The sequence below is a fragment of the Wolbachia endosymbiont (group A) of Acrocera orbiculus genome (assembly GCF_947250015.1).
Classification (GTDB): Bacteria; Pseudomonadota; Alphaproteobacteria; order Rickettsiales; family Anaplasmataceae; genus Wolbachia; species Wolbachia pipientis.
Map to the genome: position 1 here is coordinate 1163710 of NZ_OX366272.1, position 17054 is coordinate 1180763.

15 protein-coding genes and 5 pseudogenes are annotated in these 17054 nt (G+C 35.3%); 12 read left to right on the forward strand and 8 right to left on the reverse strand.

Going from position 1 to position 17054, the window contains the following annotated elements:
- Positions 1 to 19: 19 nt before the first annotated feature.
- The 3 genes and pseudogenes from OOL03_RS05775 (at position 20) to murE (ending at position 3067) form a co-directional block, all read left to right on the forward strand.
- Entirely contained in the window at positions 20 to 304 is a 285-nt protein-coding gene (locus OOL03_RS05775; protein ID WP_077188332.1) for a BolA family protein, read from the forward strand.
- 7 nt (positions 305 to 311) lie between these two features.
- Positions 312 to 1545 (forward strand): annotated as a pseudogene (metC, locus tag OOL03_RS05780) (cystathionine beta-lyase).
- Positions 1520 to 3067, forward strand: coding sequence for a UDP-N-acetylmuramoyl-L-alanyl-D-glutamate--2,6-diaminopimelate ligase (gene murE, locus OOL03_RS05785; RefSeq protein WP_264705678.1), 1548 nt, complete (start codon positions 1520 to 1522; stop codon positions 3065 to 3067). Before metC ends, murE begins: the two are co-directional and overlap by 26 nt.
- Positions 3068 to 3191: 124 nt before the next feature.
- Here murE and OOL03_RS05790 read toward each other — a convergent pair whose 3' ends face one another.
- Positions 3192 to 4148, reverse strand: a complete 957-nt coding sequence (locus OOL03_RS05790; RefSeq protein WP_253303014.1) for an IS5 family transposase — start codon at positions 4146 to 4148, stop codon at positions 3192 to 3194.
- Between the two features lie 448 nt (positions 4149 to 4596).
- Here OOL03_RS05790 and OOL03_RS05795 point away from each other — a divergent pair, with 448 nt between their 5' ends.
- The 5 genes and pseudogenes from OOL03_RS05795 to OOL03_RS05815 form a co-directional block, all read left to right on the forward strand.
- A complete protein-coding gene (locus tag OOL03_RS05795; RefSeq protein ID WP_264707264.1) occupies positions 4597 to 5286 on the forward strand; it encodes an acyloxyacyl hydrolase in 690 nt (229 codons plus the stop codon).
- A 318-nt stretch (positions 5287 to 5604) separates the two neighbouring features.
- Entirely contained in the window at positions 5605 to 6498 is an 894-nt protein-coding gene (locus OOL03_RS05800) for an RNA polymerase factor sigma-32 (RefSeq protein WP_174515941.1), read from the forward strand.
- On the forward strand, positions 6491 to 6988 hold the full coding sequence (locus tag OOL03_RS05805; RefSeq protein ID WP_006279310.1) for an invasion associated locus B family protein: 498 nt from the start codon (positions 6491 to 6493) through the stop codon (positions 6986 to 6988). Before OOL03_RS05800 ends, OOL03_RS05805 begins: the two co-directional genes overlap by 8 nt.
- Positions 6989 to 7111: 123 nt before the next feature.
- A complete protein-coding gene (dnaN, locus tag OOL03_RS05810; RefSeq protein WP_038199350.1) occupies positions 7112 to 8269 on the forward strand; it encodes a DNA polymerase III subunit beta in 1158 nt (385 codons plus the stop codon).
- A 187-nt stretch (positions 8270 to 8456) separates the two neighbouring features.
- A pseudogene (locus OOL03_RS05815) lies at positions 8457 to 9043 on the forward strand (IS630 transposase-related protein); the annotation flags it as partial.
- A 29-nt stretch (positions 9044 to 9072) separates the two neighbouring features.
- On the opposite strand, the gene OOL03_RS05820 reads toward OOL03_RS05815, so the two are convergent.
- The 3 genes and pseudogenes from OOL03_RS05820 to OOL03_RS05830 all read right to left on the reverse strand — a co-directional run.
- A protein-coding gene (locus OOL03_RS05820) for an IS630 family transposase (protein ID WP_264707019.1) occupies positions 9073 to 9932 on the reverse strand; the annotation gives its coding sequence in 2 pieces (ribosomal slippage) (positions 9073 to 9608 and positions 9608 to 9932; 861 coding nt in all).
- 75 nt (positions 9933 to 10007) lie between these two features.
- Positions 10008 to 10124 (reverse strand): annotated as a pseudogene (locus tag OOL03_RS05825) (tRNA pseudouridine(38-40) synthase TruA); the annotation flags it as partial.
- 71 nt (positions 10125 to 10195) lie between these two features.
- A pseudogene (locus OOL03_RS05830) lies at positions 10196 to 10318 on the reverse strand (IS630 transposase-related protein); the annotation flags it as partial.
- 47 nt (positions 10319 to 10365) lie between these two features.
- Here OOL03_RS05830 and OOL03_RS07200 point away from each other — a divergent pair.
- A pseudogene (locus OOL03_RS07200) lies at positions 10366 to 10464 on the forward strand (IS5 family transposase); the annotation flags it as partial.
- Between the two features lie 138 nt (positions 10465 to 10602).
- Here OOL03_RS07200 and OOL03_RS05835 read toward each other — a convergent pair.
- The 3 genes from OOL03_RS05835 to OOL03_RS05845 form a co-directional block, all read right to left on the reverse strand.
- Positions 10603 to 11361, reverse strand: a complete 759-nt coding sequence (locus tag OOL03_RS05835; RefSeq protein WP_264707688.1) for a cytochrome c1 — start codon at positions 11359 to 11361, stop codon at positions 10603 to 10605.
- 347 nt (positions 11362 to 11708) lie between these two features.
- Positions 11709 to 12938 (reverse strand): cytochrome b, encoded by a 1230-nt coding sequence (locus OOL03_RS05840; protein ID WP_264707267.1) that lies wholly within the window; start codon positions 12936 to 12938, stop codon positions 11709 to 11711.
- A 104-nt stretch (positions 12939 to 13042) separates the two neighbouring features.
- On the reverse strand, positions 13043 to 13189 hold the full coding sequence (locus OOL03_RS05845; RefSeq protein WP_244663040.1) for a J domain-containing protein: 147 nt from the start codon (positions 13187 to 13189) through the stop codon (positions 13043 to 13045).
- A gap of 92 nt (positions 13190 to 13281) precedes the next feature.
- Here OOL03_RS05845 and OOL03_RS05850 point away from each other — a divergent pair, with 92 nt between their 5' ends.
- Positions 13282 to 14811, forward strand: a complete 1530-nt coding sequence (locus tag OOL03_RS05850; RefSeq protein WP_264707270.1) for an N-acetylmuramoyl-L-alanine amidase — start codon at positions 13282 to 13284, stop codon at positions 14809 to 14811.
- Positions 14812 to 14830: 19 nt separating this feature from the next.
- Here OOL03_RS05850 and OOL03_RS05855 read toward each other — a convergent pair whose 3' ends face one another.
- Positions 14831 to 15082 carry a J domain-containing protein gene (locus tag OOL03_RS05855; RefSeq protein ID WP_223823149.1) on the reverse strand — a complete coding sequence of 84 codons (252 nt, stop codon included), beginning with the start codon at positions 15080 to 15082 and terminating at the stop codon, positions 14831 to 14833.
- 169 nt (positions 15083 to 15251) lie between these two features.
- Here OOL03_RS05855 and OOL03_RS05860 point away from each other — a divergent pair, with 169 nt between their 5' ends.
- Entirely contained in the window at positions 15252 to 15824 is a 573-nt protein-coding gene (locus OOL03_RS05860; protein WP_264707689.1) for a NifU family protein, read from the forward strand.
- Entirely contained in the window at positions 15821 to 17047 is a 1227-nt protein-coding gene (gene hisS, locus OOL03_RS05865; RefSeq protein WP_264707271.1) for a histidine--tRNA ligase, read from the forward strand. Before OOL03_RS05860 ends, hisS begins: the two co-directional genes overlap by 4 nt.
- Positions 17048 to 17054 lie beyond the last annotated feature (7 nt).

Sequence of the window (17054 nt, forward strand, 5' to 3'; positions counted from 1 at the left end):
GTTGCTTAAAGAAACCATTATGGATATTATTAAAACAATAGAAGAAAAGATACGCGATTCGATAGATGTAATTGATATCAACATTATCGATGAATCAGCAAAGCATGCTGATCATTATTTTGCTTCATCTTCAACATTACCTTCGCACATTAAATTAATATTAATATCTGACGGCTTTATTGGAATGAGCGTTCTAAAAAGACACAAGTTGATTTATGAGTTATTGAAGGGTGAGATAGAGCTAATACATGCAATTTCTCTTCACTTGTATACGCAAGATGAGTACAATTTAAAAAATAAATAATAAAAATGTGAAGGAAGAGTCTATATTAGTTAAAGCAGGAAGAAAATTTAATGACTATAAAGGTTCCATGAACCCGCCAGTTTATCATTCTTCTACCATATTATTCCCTACTTACAAGGACTACTTAAATGCAGCAAATGGAGAAAGTATATACGATGTAATCAATGATGGTGTTGCAAGGGATTATAGCTACAGTAATGTTGGTACTCCTACTGTTCATTATCTTTCAAATGCACTGGCTGAAATTGAAGGGAGTGGACAAGCGCTTATTTATCCTTCCGGACTATTTGCACTTACTTTTGCTATTCTAACTTTCGCTAAAGCAGGCTCGCACGTTTTAATTCAAGATAATAGTTATTATAGGCTTAGGAGGTTTGCAGAAAATGAGCTACCAAAAAGAGGAACAGAAGTAACTTTTTATGATCCAACACAGGATATAACTGATTTAATTCAGAGTAATACTTCATTGATAATGATCGAGACTCCTGGTTCTGTAACGTTTGAGATTTCGAATATAGAGCATATAGTAAAAGTTGCTAAAGAACGTGGAATTGTAACCGTTTGTGACAATTCATGGGCCACTCCTTTGTTATTTAAGCCGCTTGATTATGGAGTTGATGTTGCACTATATGCGGTGACAAAGTATCTAGCCGGTCACTCAGATTTAGTGATGGGAGCTATGGTTGCTGAAGGTGAAACTTTTAAATTGCTTTATGAGAGCTATAAAAATTATGGAGTAACCATTCAATCGCACGACTGCTACCTTGCACATAGGGGACTAAGAACACTGCATGCACGTATGGCAAGGCACCAAAATACAGCAATGGAAGTGGCAAAGTGGCTAGAAAAACATTCAAAAATCAAAAAAGTTTTGTATCCAGCACTTCCCTCCCATCCTCAACACGAATTATGGAAAAGTTACTTCAAAGGAGCAAGTAGCGTATTCAGTATAATACTGGATAGAGAATATTCATGTGAAGAACTAAGCTGCATGGTTGATCATATGAAAATTTTTAGTATTGGTGCTTCTTGGGGAGGGTGCGACAGTTTGATATTACCAATAGATCGTAGATCTATGTCAAGATCTGTAATGAATTCAGATTATGGTGGAAGTTTCATGCGGATATTTTGTGGACTAGAAGATTCTGAGGATTTGATCTCTGATTTAAATGCTGCACTAGCAAGACTGCCATGTTTGAATATCAAAGCTGGCAGATGAAACTGAGAGAATTACTGCATAACATTATTGATGTTAACTTTGATATTGAAATCAAGGGCGTTACATGTAATCCCAAGAGAGTCAAGGAAGGTTATCTTTTTGTTTGTGTGTCAGAAAGGAGTAAAGAATACGCAACATGCGATACTGGAATCCATATCCTTCCTACTGAATCACAGTGTTACGTACACAACTGTGTAGACGTTGTGATACAAGGGGCCAAGAAAGATGTCATCCCAGTGCTTGACTACTTGGATCCAGAAAATTTAATTGCAAATGAGCACACTAGGCAATTGTATAATAAAAACTGGATTCCAGTGTCACGCACTGGAATGACAGATACTTCGAGCTTTGCAGTGCTTGAACACCCAAACCCTCAAGAAATATACAGCGAAATAGTCAGCAGGTTTTATCAATTCAAACAGCCCAAATATGTTGCTGCTGTAACTGGTACAAATGGTAAAACTTCAGTAGTAGAATTTTGCCGCCAGATCTGGCAAAACTCTGGCTATAATGCTGCGTCTATTGGAACACTTGGAACATGCATCAATAATGGCAGAAAAGGTAATAGCAACAGCCTTACCACTCCAGGTGCAGAAGACCTTTACGCAACATTGCGTGGTATAAGTGTAGAACACTTAGTGTTGGAATCATCAAGTCATGGGATTGATCAATACAGAATCCATGGATTAAAGTTGAGTGCTGCAGCTTTTACTAATTTCTCGCAAGATCATTTAGATTACCATAAAAGTCTTGGTGGATATTTAGAAACTAAAAAAAGGTTATTTTACGAAGTATTACCAGAAGGAAAAACAGCGATTTTAAATGCGGATATAGATGAATACGGCGCATTGCTTAAAATAGCTGAAAAACGCAGTAATAAAGTTGTGACTTATGGAAAAAAAGGCTCTGATATTACTTTATTAGAGCAAACATCAACCCCTAATGGTCAACATCTTACAGTAAAAATTGATAACCAAATTTACAATACATTTTTCCCAGTTTTAGGAAAATTTCAAGCATATAATCTGCTATGTGCAATTGGTATATCTGGATTAAATTACAGAGAAATATGCGTAGAAAAACTCGTTTCTCCACCAGGAAGAATGGAAAAAGTGCAACCTTTTGCATTCGTGGATTACGCTCATACTCCAAGTGCGCTTAAACAAGCCCTATTGTCTTTAAAATGGCATATCAACAAAAAAATAATTCTAGTTTTTGGATGCGGTGGAAATCGCGATCAGACGAAACGTTCAGAAATGGGCAAAATAGCACAAATGTATGCAGATAAAGTAATAATTACAGATGATAATTCGCGTGATGAAGATCCGGCAAAAATTCGCCACGATATTTTGCTACATTGCCCTGATGCACTGGAGATAGGAGGTAGGAGAGAAGCTACAGAGAAAGGCGTAGATATTGCCTATAACGAGGGTATGATTCTGCTAGTTGCAGGAAAGGGAAATGAGAAATTTCAAATTATAGGCAACCAAACTTTTGAATTTAGCGATGTTGAGGTTATTAAAAATCATGCCTTAACATACTGATTTTCGCAATGGGCTTACCTCCGCTAATGTGCGAATATTGAAGCAAAAGTGATGTCATGCCAGTGCGTGACACTGGGATGGCTTTGTTGCATCACACTTTATGAGATGGTGATTTATGGTAAATTCATGTAACTATCTCAAATTTAGCCATACCAATATCAGTGAATTTATTAAGCAAATAGCATTTGATTAGCAGTTCTTTTTCTCGATTTATCTCAGATTTATTCCTAAAACTAAATCCGAATATTTGCTTTAATCTTGAGAAAAACCCTTCAATATAAGATCTTTTCCCATAATTTACTTCTTTTTTCCATTCTTTCATGCCATCTTCACCGTATAATTTTATTAACCTAATAGCAGCATTCCTGTCAGACATATAATCTATTTCTGGATGTTCTGCCGCATTGTTTATTGGTGGAATTTTTGTCTTTATATCATATTTGTTACACAACTTATAAAACTTGTGCCTATCACATGCTCTATCTGCATATAGTGCTTTTATGGCATGCTGAAAATCAACTTCTTTTAGCAAATCACAAGCTCCATAGTGATCAGAGTAGACACCGTTACTGTATTTTACAGCTATGGCTTTTTTGTTGTTTATATTCAACATTACGTGCAATTTTCTCGTTTGCTCATAGCCACGATATTTTCTGTCAGTGCTATTTTCCTTGCTGTGACCAGGAGTGTTGTTGTATATACTAATTCCTGTACTGTCTATAGCAATTTCGATATCTTCCATATTATTTTTATCAATTCTGCAATCATTTATCTTAATATTAAGTTTCTTAAACCTTCTTGATGCTTGTGAATAGCTGATAACTGCCAAATCTCTTCCTATTTGTTGCAAATACCCTTTTATAAACCCGACTGTTTGTCTTAAACCAATTCTAAAGAAACTGACGATTATATGCACCAAAATCACAACTTTATCACTATAAATATAGTTGCCGCCCTGCATTTTTGGACAATTCTCGTACCAATTTTCTATGGCGTCATTGATATAACAAAAAATGCTTCCTCTTTCTTGGAGAAATTTGTTATATTCATGGCAGTTACTGACTCTCATTTTTTGTGGCATATTTTTTCTTCAACAGTTAAATGGCTATTTATAATGAATTTTGTCAGTAACTGCCAGTTCTTTTCACTTGAGCGATGCAACAAAGCCATCCCAGTGTCACGCACTGGGATGATAAGAAGAGGGTACTTGAATAAGAGGCATTGCCCTCCTGGTAGACTCAAATTGCAATGTTCGTGTAGTTATGGATTCATTCGCGGTATCTCATCCGCTAACAAGCAGCGGAATGACGAGGTCTTTCGATAGTAAATCTTACCTATGTTAGCTATACCAAAAAATCAAGAGTAAAAAAGTCGTGTAACTCTATTTATTCATTAATAAAATCTTTGTCTTCTCCTAAAAATTAGTTAAAATGTAGGATATTTTGTGTTATTAAGTTAGCACTTGACTTAACTTTAGTTGTTACTTAGACTGCTAAAGTGGAATTTTAATTTTTTTTACGAGGACAATTATGCATTATAAAAAGTTTTTTTCAGCAGCCGCTTTAGCAACGTTGCTAAGTTTATCAAACTCTGCTTTTTCAGATCCTGTTGGTCCAATAAGTGATGAAGAAACTAGCTACTACGTTCGTTTGCAATACAACGGTGAAATTTTACCTCTTTTCACAAAAGTTGATGGTATTACCTATAAGAAAGACAATAGTGATTACAGTCCATTAAAAGCGTCTTTTATAGCTGGTGGTGGTGCGTTTGGTTACAAAATGGACGACATCAGGGTTGATGTTGAAGGAGTTTATTCATACCTAAACAAAAATGATGTTACAGATGCAAAATTTACGCCAGGTACTATTGCAGACAGTTTAACAGCAATTTCAGGACTAGTTAACGTTTATTACGATATAGCAATTGAAGATATGCCTATCACTCCATATATTGGTGTTGGTGTTGGTGCAGCGTATATTAGCACTCCTTTGAAAGACGCTGTGAATGATCAAAAAAGTAAATTTGGTTTTGCTGGTCAAGTAAAAGCTGGTGTTAGTTATGATGTAACTCCGGAAGTCAAACTTTATGCTGGAGCTCGTTATTTCGGTTCTTTTGGTGCTCATTTTGATAAAGATGCTGCTGCAGGCAAAGACAAAGGGGAACTCAAAGTTCTTTACAGCACTGTTGGTGCAGAAGCTGGAGTAGCGTTTAATTTCTAGTCTATCTCAGTCTTGTTATCCCAGTGGGGTTTTTCTTGTCATCCAAGTAGCATGACACTGGGATCTAGAAAAAAGAAATGTGGATTCCAGTGTCAAGGCACTGGAATAACACTATTTGCTATGTGTTTAAGCTGTAACGTTTACCATTGTACTGGTAGAATATCATCTAAAGTTACATAATGTTATCCAATTAGCTAACACTGCGGCCTACTGTCTCCAAGAAATTAGATGAAAAATTTGTACTTTTTTCAAATCAAAGCTTGAATTTTTGCTGGAAAATCAATATATTATATGCATGAAGTTTTAATTTAAGTTGTTATGTTGACCCCAATGGCAAGCTTATGTGTCGATAGCAGAACCAATCTCATGCAATATATTGCTAGGGTGCAAAAATTTCCTATGCTGTCTCAAGAGGAAGAGGTACGATTAGCAAAAAATTGGAACCAATATAAGGATGTTTCTTCTGCTCATAAATTGATTACCAGCCATTTGAATTTGGTAGTGAAAATTGCAATGAAATTCAAAAATTATGGACTATTGTTGATGGACCTGGTCATGGAAGGAAATATGGGTTTAATGCATGCAGTGAAAAAGTTTAATCCTGATTTAGGGTTTCGTTTTTCAACTTATGCGGTGTGGTGGATTGAAGCTTCAATAAAAGACTTTATATTGAAATCTTGGTCGTTTGTGAAAATAGGCACAACGCAAGCACAAAGAAGATTGTTTTTTAGTTTACGTAAAATAAAAAAAAGAATTTTACAGTATACAAACAGGGAAACCTTAAATAATGAAGAAATAAAAGCAATATCTAATGAGCTTTCTGTATCCGAAGGAGACGTTCTGCAGATGAATTACCGTATGGCTTGTAAGGATCAGTCGCTAAACGATTGCATAAAAATAGGTGATGACTCTAAAAGGGAGCTACAAGATATGATCCCATGTAACTTGGTTAGTCAAGAAGTAACCTATCAGAATCATGAAGAAAAAGAATTAAAAGAAACAATTTTAAACAATGCACTAGCGAGCCTCAACGAAAGGGCAAGAGACATTTTTATCAGTAGATATTTGTCTGAAAACATTCAAACTCTGGATGAACTTAGTAAAAAATATTGTGTTTCAAGAGAAAGAATAAGGCAGTTGGCTGAGCAGGCGATGGCTAAGGTAAAACAATATATACAATCTGAAAGTTTGAAATTTGGTTTGCATGCGTAGTTTTTTTATATTTCTAATATTTTTTTCGATAGGCGCTTTTGCATCGGTTAGTGATGTACAATTGAAGGAAAAATATAAAGATTGGCTCGTGTATACTGCATTGGAAGATGGAGAGAAAGTATGTTATATTGTATCCTATCCTAAAAAAAAAAGCGAATATTATACAACCAATCGCAAGCCGTATGTAATGGTTAGTTATGTTGATAAAAAAGCAGATGAGGTAAGCGTTACCTCTGGTTTTCAGTATGATAAGGAGCCTGTAGCTCTCAATATCGACAAAAAAATTAAATATACACTGCCCATAATACAGGGAAGTTTTGCGTGGGCAGAGCATACAAAAATAGATCAAGATCTCATTCTAAAAATGAAGCAGGGATTATCAATGGTAGTTAATGGAAAAACAAAAACAGTGACCATTGATGATACTTATTCCCTACTTGGTTTTCAAAAAGCGTATCAAAAAATGCATGATTTATGCCATACAAAGTAAATTATTGTAACAGAATAGGTAATTTTCCAGTTGTAGTATAAAACAGACTGCCCTTTCGATAAATAGCACTTTACTTTATATGGGATGTGGATATCATTTAAAATATATTTTTGAGAGTTAGCAATGTCAGAGGTTGCAGGTGTAGATACAGAAATCAAAAAGCAAAATTCTGTGTGCGAGCAGATGCGTTTTAGCGTGAGCCGCACAAGTCTTTTAAATACATTATCCAGAGTAAGTGGAGTGGTTGAAAGGCGTAATGCAATAGATGTTTTGGCGTGTATAAATATCAAAGCACAACACGGCAGCATAAAATTAATGGCAACTGATCTTGACATTTCAATGTTTGCCTCACTTGCTGCAACCGTATTAACAGAAGGAGAAGTAAAAATTTCAGCGCATACTTTACATGACATAGTGAAGAAGTTACCCGCTGATTTGGATGTCAATTTTGAAGTAAACAACCAAGGAAAATTATTGATGTCTTGCGGAAATGCAAACTTTTCTTTACCGAATGTAGTTTCAAGCAGCTTTCCTGCTCTTGAAGAAGACAATTATAAACATGATTTTACTCTACTAAATACAGACCTGATAGACTTATTAACTAAAACAAAATTTGCTGTATCACTAGATGATACAAGGTATAATTTAAATGGAATATATCTACATACAGATGAGCAATTTCTGTACTGCGTTGCAACTGATGGCCATCGTTTATCATGTATAAAGAGGCCAAAGCCTGGGAACATCAATGGCGAATTTGGTGTGATCATTCCACGTAAAACTGTTATGGAGCTGTTAAAAATATTGGACGATTGTAATGAAATTAAAGTAAAACTCTCAGACAGAAAAATCAAGTTTACATGCGGTGAATATATTCTAATATCAAAATTAATAGATGGAACTTTTCCAAATTATAAAGCAGTTATTCCAGCATCTCAAGATAAGCATATGATTATTGAAAGTAAAAAACTTTCAGACGTTATAGATCGAGTTTCCGTTGTTGTATCTGATAAAGTAAAATCTATTAAATTCTCACTACAAGAAAAGCTGCTAACTCTGCATTCAAACTCCCAAGAGTGCAGTGATGCAACTGAATCCATAGAAGTGGACTACAATGAAGCCCCTATAGAAATAGGGTTCAACTCGCGTTATTTACTTGATGTTCTATCCTGCATAAAAAATAAATGTAAGTTTAGCTTAGCCGATGGTAATAGTGCTACAATTATCACTGATGAAGACGATTCAAGTGCATTATATGTAGTAATGCCAATGAGAACTTAAACTCGTCATCTTGCTGCTTGTTAGCGGAATCTGGAGATACCGTGGCGGTATGGCACTTATTTCACTAGCTTTTATTAAATTAGTAATCTATCTTTACCAAATATAAGCCAAAAGGTGGTGCAGTATAGCTCTTTCGATAAAAGTCCGGATGTGATAGGATAAGGATAGATGATGATAAGGAGGTTGAATGCCAGCAGCATATAGTTATGATTTAAGAAAAAAAGCAATGGAAGCGCTAGACGAAGGAGAAAGCAGAGAAACAGTGGCAGCAAGATTTAAGATTGGACGAACTACTTTATGGGAGTGGCAGCAAAGAAGAAAAGAAACAGGAGACTTTCAATCAAAAAAACTTGGAAATGGGGGTTACAATCACAAAATTACCGACTGGGATACCTTTGCCAAATTTGCCAGAGAACACGGAGGAAAGACTCTATCGGAAATGGCTAAACTTTGGAACAACGTTAGTATCCAAACGATCTATCGAGCCCTTAAAAAAATTGGATTTACGCGCAAAAAAAGACATATGGATACAAGGAAAGAAACGAAGAAAAACGTGCTGAATTTTTGAAAATTATAGCGACAAAAGAACCTAAAAACTTAGTGTATATAGATGAGTCTGGCATTGATAACACCGAAGACTACCCCTACGGATATTGCCAGAAAGGACGGCGGTTTTATGCCTTAAAATCTGGAAAGAAAACTCAACGAATCAGTATGGTTGCAGCCTTAAGTGGAAGAAAGATAGTTGTTCCGTTAACCTTTGAAGGCCACTGTATAGCATTTCTCATAATAGTCCAAACAGGTCATAGGAAGGCAGAATCAACAGCACGAAGAAAGGATTCGAATAGAGGAATGTTTTTCCTGGCTCTGTTTTTTATAGCAAACCAATGATGCTCAATTTTGTTGAAATCTGGAGAATAAGGCGGCAGATACAAAATTTCTGCACCAACCCCTTTAGCAAGCTCGATAATCTTATCAGACTTATGAAAAGTAGCATTGTCAAGAATGACAGTCTGTCCAGGTTCCAAGATCGGTGTCAAAAATTGCTCAAACCATCCATTAAAAACATCCATATTACAGTGGCCTTCAAAGGTTAACGGAACAACTATCTTTCTTCCACTTAAGGCTGCAACCATACTGATTCGTTGAGTTTTCTTTCCAGATTTTAAGGCATAAAACCGCCGTCCTTTCTGGCAATATCCGTAGGGGTAGTCTTCGGTGTTATCAATGCCAGACTCATCTATATACACTAAGTTTTTAGGTTCTTTTGTCGCTATAATTTTCAAAAATTCAGCACGTTTTTCTTCGTTTCTTTCCTTGTATCCATATGTCTTTTTTTGCGCGTAAATCCAATTTTTTTAAGGGCTCGATAGATCGTTTGGATACTAACGTTGTTCCAAAGTTTAGCCATTTCCGATAGAGTCTTTCCTCCGTGTTCTCTGGCAAATTTGGCAAAGGTATCCCAGTCGGTAATTTTGTGATTGTAACCCCCATTTCCAAGTTTTTTTGATTGAAAGTCTCCTGTTTCTTTTCTTCTTTGCTGCCACTCCCATAAAGTAGTTCGTCCAATCTTAAATCTTGCTGCCACTGTTTCTCTGCTTTCTCCTTCGTCTAGCGCTTCCATTGCTTTTTTTCTTAAATCATAACTATATGCTGCTGGCATTCAACCTCCTTATCATCATCTATCCTTATCCTATCACATCCGGACTTTTATCGAAAGAGCTATAACTTTCTCACCACTAAAATTAAATATAGCATTTTCTATCTTCTCCTGGATTGAGTTAGCAGAGTGTTGCTGTTTTTGCCAACCAGAGAAATTACTACCATTATATTCTACCGTTATTTTGTATCGCACTGCATTACATCAAGCTCTATCTAAAATAGTCATTTTCTATCTTAACATAATTTATGGTCAAGCCTACAGTGCTGCCACTCCCATAAAGTAGTTCGTCCAATCTTAAATCTTGCTGCCACTGCTTCTCTGCTTTCTCCTTCGTCTAGCGCCTCCATTGCTTTTTTTCTTAAATCATAACTATATGCTGCTGGCATTCAACCTCCTTATCATTATCTATCCTTATCACATCCGGACTTCTATGAAAAGAGCTATAAATCGTGAAAAAGAACTGCTCATTAAGTGCTGTTTGCTTAATAAATTTACTGACATTGGTATGGCTAAATTCGAAATGGCTACATGAATTTATCGTAAATTATTACCGTATAAGGTACGATGCGACAAAGCCATCCCAGTGTCAGCTACTCGGATGACACCGTCATAAAGGAACCAGTGTTAGCTACTTGGATGACAACCATTGTGCTTGAGGCAAAATTGACTATCACTTCTTTTTATAGAGCTTGCTCCAAACTTTGTTGTTAGTTAATACAAAAAACACTGTTAAAATTATAAAATACGCCACTACTTTTAATCCAAGTTTATGCCGGCGCTCTAATTCTGGCTCTGCTGCCCATTGTAAAAAATTTATCACATCATACGCCATATTTTCAACTGTGGCTTGCCTTGCACCATCATATTCCACCATTCCTTCAGAAAGTGGTGGCGCCATAGCTAATCTGCCTGTTGGAAAATACGAATTAAAATATAAATCATTTTCATCGTGTTCGCCGTTTTGATAGCCTGTTAACAATGAATAGACATAATTTGCACCATCATGCCTTGCTTTAATAATTAATGATAAGTCTGGTGGGACTGCACCATTGTTGCTTGCTGCAGCTGCTTCTTTTGTATCAAAAGGCGCAATAAAATAATCCGAAGGTACTCCAGGTCTGTCAAACATTTCACCCAAATCATTCAGACCATCTTTAACTTGATAAGAAGCTGCTATTTGTTTTACATCTTCTTCAGAAAAACCGACATCTTGCAAATTACGAAATGCTACCCTATTCATTGAATGACAAGCAGCACAGACTTCTTTATACACTTTATAGCCACGCTGAATTGACTCTCTATCGAAAGATCCGACAATTCCATCAAATTTCCAGTCTATTTTCTTATTTGGTGATGATTTAAATTCTTCTGCAGATATAAGACTAGATAGAAATAACATGCAGAAGATTGCAAATACATTAGATCCCATGCATAACCACTGTTTTAGTAAATTTCGAATTGATGTCATGCAAGTAGCTGACACTGGAATCCAGCTTATTTCATCACTGACATTATGGTTATCATGCACTCCTAGAATCTGTTGTCCATTGCATGATTTGTAAGTATTTTTATACCTGGATCCCAGTGTCAAGCACTGGGATGACAACGGAAGATAGTGGAATGACACTGTGTGTTGTATACAACGTTCATACAATTGTGTACATGATGCTGGAATCCATTTATTTTTTTTCTGGATCCCAGTGTCAAGCACTGGGATGACAGAAGAGAGCTCTGGGATGACAGAGAATTTTGTAAGAGATCTGCTTTGAATTGACATCACCTCATCTCCGGCACAGAATCACTTAAGGTTTTTGGTGGTTGTTTTGGCTTTTCATACTTACTAAGCAGTGGTAAAACTATCACAAAGTATGCAAAGTAATAAAGAGTAGATAGCCTACTCATAGTGATGTAAGGCTCTTTTACCTCTTGTCCTCCAAGCCAGGCAAGAAGTACAAAATTTATTGCAAAAACCCAAAAAAATTTCTTAAACACCGGGCGATAAGCACCACTTTTAACTTTTGATTTATCAAGCCAAGGTAACAAAAACCACACTAAAATAGACGCAAACATGGTAAGCACACCAGTAAGTTTATCTGGAATTGAACGTAGCATTGCATAAAAAGGTAAAAAATACCACTCTGGCACTATATGTACCGGAGTGACCATAGAATCAGCTTCTATATAATTGTCTGGATGCCCAAGATAATTGGGAGCATAGAAAACAAATGCGAACAAAACTACAAAAAACAGACCAAAAGTTATGCAATCCTTGACTATATAATAAGGATAGAGAGGGATGGTATCCTTATCTGATTTTACCTCCACTCCACTTGGGTTACCAGAGCCAAACCTATGCAGAGCTGTCACATGAAGCATAGCTAAAGCAATAATAACAAAAGGCAGAAGATAATGCAGAGCGAAAAAACGGTTAAGTGTTGGGTTATCCACTGAAAAACCACCCCATAACCATATAACTATTTTATTGCCAATTAAAGGTATAGCAGAAAATAAGTTGGTTATAACTGTTGCACCCCAGAAACTCATTTGTCCCCAAGGCAATACATATCCCATAAAGGCAGTTGCCATCATTGCAAAAAATATAAATATTCCAATAAACCACACCATCTCTCTCGGTCTTTTATAAGATCCGTAATATAATCCACGCATTATATGAACATAGACTACCATAAAGAAGAGCGATGCTCCAACAGCGTGAGTGTAGCGTATTAACCACCCGTAATTCACATCTCGCATTATGCGCTCTACACTATTAAACGCATAATCAACATGCGGAGTGTAGTGCATAGCAAGAAATATACCTGTTATTATTTGTAAAATCAGCGCTATACCAGCCAAAGAGCCAAAGTTCCAAGCATAATTTAAGTTTTTTGGCACTTGGTAAGAAGCAGTGTGTCTTAGAAAAGAAAATATAGGCAATCTATATTCTATCCATCCTAATATGCCTTTTTCTTCTTTTATTGTTTCTTTTTTGTTATCTTCCTGCATAACTTAAACCTTTCTGAACACATGTCCATTGCTACTTTTATCTTATTTTTTTATTGTAGCAACTTATCCTTTACGCACAAATAAAAACTTTAAAGCAATATTAATTACCTCTTCAGCAACCTGTCACGTGCTGCGTTTAATTTTTGTGCAAAATATTCCGAGCCTCCTTTATCTGGGTGAACTAATTTCATTAAATTTTGATATGCTTTATTGATTTCATTTTGGTTCGCTCCAGAATCTATTCCTAGCACTTTAAATGCTCCATCTCTGAACATGTTACTACTACCAGACTAGTATGATTTTGTCTTGTAAATTTATTCAACAACCCTATTCTAACTATATAATGAAAAATTATCTACAAAGTGTTTATGAAGATGGTATGAAAATCCAACTATCTAAAGTCAACAAATATTTATTAGTTTTACTGATTACTGTCTCAGCATTTCTCATATCTGGGCAAGTATCCAGTTCAAGCAATATCGAGAATGATTTTCAAGATTTACAAGAAAAATTACCATTATTGAAAGATCAGGATTTGTTATTTTTAGATCCAGCTTCAGCTTTAAATTATGGTGATAGGGCAGGTAAAAAAGTGTTAATGGTTATAGTTCACCATACTGAAACATCAACACTAAAAGGTACAAAAGATACGCTGAATGCTAGAGGATTGTCAGTTCATTTTATTGTCGATAGGGATGGCAGCATCACCTTAATGGTTCCATTAGAGAAAGAAGCATGGCATGCTGGTATTAGTTATGCAAGAGTTAAGGTAGATAGTAAGCTTGAAGAGTTACGGAAGCTTAACAACTATTCTGTAGGTATTGAAATTGTAAACACAGGACTTGAGCTTTTTCCGGAAGAGCAAATGAGATCTGTTAAAGAGCTGATTTTATACCTTATGGAGCGTTTTAAAATTAAAAGGGATATGATATTTAGTCATTCTGAAATAGGAACTATAGTGTATGATCCAGAGCTTGGCTATACAATGCGTAAACCAGATCCACACAAATTGTTTGATTGGGAGTTATTAGAGAAAAATGAAATTGGATTGCACATAAGTGACAGAATAAACCCTAAAGATGCTAAACACAAAATGGGCAAAACATTGTATAAAGCAGGTGATAGAAATGAAGGTATTTTGAAATTAAAACAAAGGCTGAACAGATTTTTCTATAAGATAGAACCTTGGAATGATAAGAAAGGTAATGTAATTTTTCCTGATAATAATGCTGATTACTCAGATGAGTTTGATGAGAATTTTGTATGGGTTATTTATCAGTTTTCAATACATAATTTACCAAGAGAAATTAGAAAAGATCTACCTCTTAAACTAGAACAAGCAGATATATTTCCTGAATTCTTTAGTGAATATAGTCATGGCATTTCTTCTAGTTATCTAACCTTTAGTGAAAAAATTAAATCGACTCTACAACCATGTTTAAGCAAAGTAGATTATGAGAATTTATTATCTTCTCTTGCACAATATGAGAATAACATTTCTCCTGATGCATCTACCACTTTAATGTACAAAATTAAGTTATACTATGATTCTTATTTAAGATATCGCATATGGTCTTCACTCTATAAACCATTTAAGCTTAATGTATTGGAAGAGTTAGAGATTTTAAAGAGTGGAGTGTTATCTTTAAAATCACTAGATAGCTCTAAAGCTGCAGAAGTTTCCAGTTTAATTGATAGCTTTAAAGTAGATATTTCTTTAGAATTTCAGGGTTTTGAAAAACAGTGGTTTCAGGAGTTTAAGAATGCTTGGAGACAAGAATTTATACCTTCCCTGGAAGAACAGATAACATGGACTGCACTACATGAAGCAATATTGGAGTATTTAGAAAAAGCAAAGGAAGAAATTCGTTAAACGAAAACTTTTTTTAAGATCACTTTTTTAACAATTTATCACGTGCCGCATTTAGCTTTTGCGCAAAATATTCCGAGCCTCCCTTATCTGGGTGAACTAATTTCATTAAATTTTGATATGCTTTATTGATTTCATTTTGACTTGCCTCAGGATTCAGCCCCAGTATCTTTAATGCTTCATCCTTGGACATGTTATCACCAGTGTAATTTTCAGTATAACTTCTACTGCTACTAAATTCGTTCAAAAACTTACTCAATATAGAGTTCATCATGAAACTCATATTATTTTTTTTTGTCAGGAAAAGAAAAAATATAACAACGCTAGGCAAGACAAATGTAATTACTATGAATACTAAAAAAAGAAAAAAGATGAATGACATGTATATTTTTTTATCATTTTATGATTAAATAGTAACAATTATAATTGTCATGGTAAATAACATGTTCATCCAGATTGAAGAAACACCAAACCCAAATACGCTAAAATTCCTTCCTGGATTTGAAATTTTAAACGAAGGAGAAACGGCTGATTTTTCAAATGCAAATGAGATAAAAAATTCTAAACTAGCAGCAAATCTTTTTCAAATAGAACATGTGGTAAGAGTGTTTTTTGGTCATGATTTTATTTCAGTAACAAAATTGGGTGGAATTAATTGGGATACATTAAAAGTAGAAATTTTAACTACAATCATGGATCACTTTACTTCAGGTGGAAAAGCACTAGATAAAGAAGGAGTAAATGATAATAATATACCGGATGAAGAATTTTTTGATAAAAATGATATAGAAATTGTAAATAGAATAAAAGAATTAATGGAAAGTTATATCAAACCTGCAGTTGCTCAAGATGGTGGCGATATCAAATTTCGTGGCTATAAAGACGGGATAGTTTATGTTGAGCTACAAGGAGCTTGCTCTGGATGCCCAAGTGCTGCAATTACTTTAAAGCAAGGAGTGCAGAATATGCTGAGCTACCACATACCAGAGGTTGCAGGTATAGAGACCACACTATGACTAATCAAACGGTTAGAGGAACAAAAGATCTCCTGTTTGATGAATGGTACAAGTTTAAACACATAGAGCAAACAGCAAGCAGAATCTCAAGTCTATATGGCTTTTTGCCTGCTCAAACTCCAATATTTGAATATACGGAAGTTTTCACAAAGACTTTAGGTGATAGCTCAGACATCATCACTAAAGAGATGTACACCTTTAATGATAAAGGGGGAAAGAGCATAACTTTACGTCCTGAGTTCACTGCAGCAGTTGTCAGGCTACTCATTGAAAAAAAACTGCAAACGCCGATAAAATTATTTTCAACAGGGCCTGCATTTCGTTACGAAAGACCGCAAAAGGGAAGACAGAGGCAATTTCATCAGATAAATTTTGAGGTTTTTGGTGTAGAAGATTCAAAAGCCGATGTTGAATTGATATCACTCGCTCAGCACTTACTAACTGAATTTGGCATCAATAAAAATGTAAAGCTGGCAATCAACTCTCTGGGTGATAGTGAAACAATAACTAAGTATAGAGAAGCTTTGATCTTATACTTTACAAAGTATCAAAATGATCTATCAGAAGATAGCAAAAATAGGTTGATCAAAAACCCACTCAGAATACTGGATTCCAAGGACGAGAAAGATAAATCAATAATTTCTGATGCGCCCAAAATCAGCAATTATTATACGAAAGAGTCCTCAGATTTCTTTGAACAAATACTAAATGGATTAACAATTCTTGATATACCTTATACCGTAAACAATAAACTAGTTCGAGGTTTGGATTATTATTGCCACACAGTGTTTGAGTTTGTTACAGAGGATTTAGGTGCACAAGGGGCAGTTTTTGCCGGTGGAAGATACGATAATTTAGTATCTTCAGTAGGTGGAAAACACACTCCAGCAATAGGATTTGCAGGGGGTATTGAGCGCATAATGGAGTTAATCAATTATTCTCCGAAAGAAGAGCGACCTATTTACCTAATTCCAATCGGTAGAGAGGTTGAAGAATATACCCTAACACTTGCGAATGAATTGCGCAGAAATGGTTTATATGTAATCTATGAATATAGCGGAACGCTCAGAACCCGAATGAAAAAAGCAAATCAAGCAAATGCTAAAGCTGCTTTAATCTTTGGCGATGAAGAATTGAGTAGTAAAACTTTAAAGATTAAAAACATGGATACAGGTGAAGAAAAAATAATTGCTCGCGATAACACAATAGGAAATATCTATTAGGAGCAAT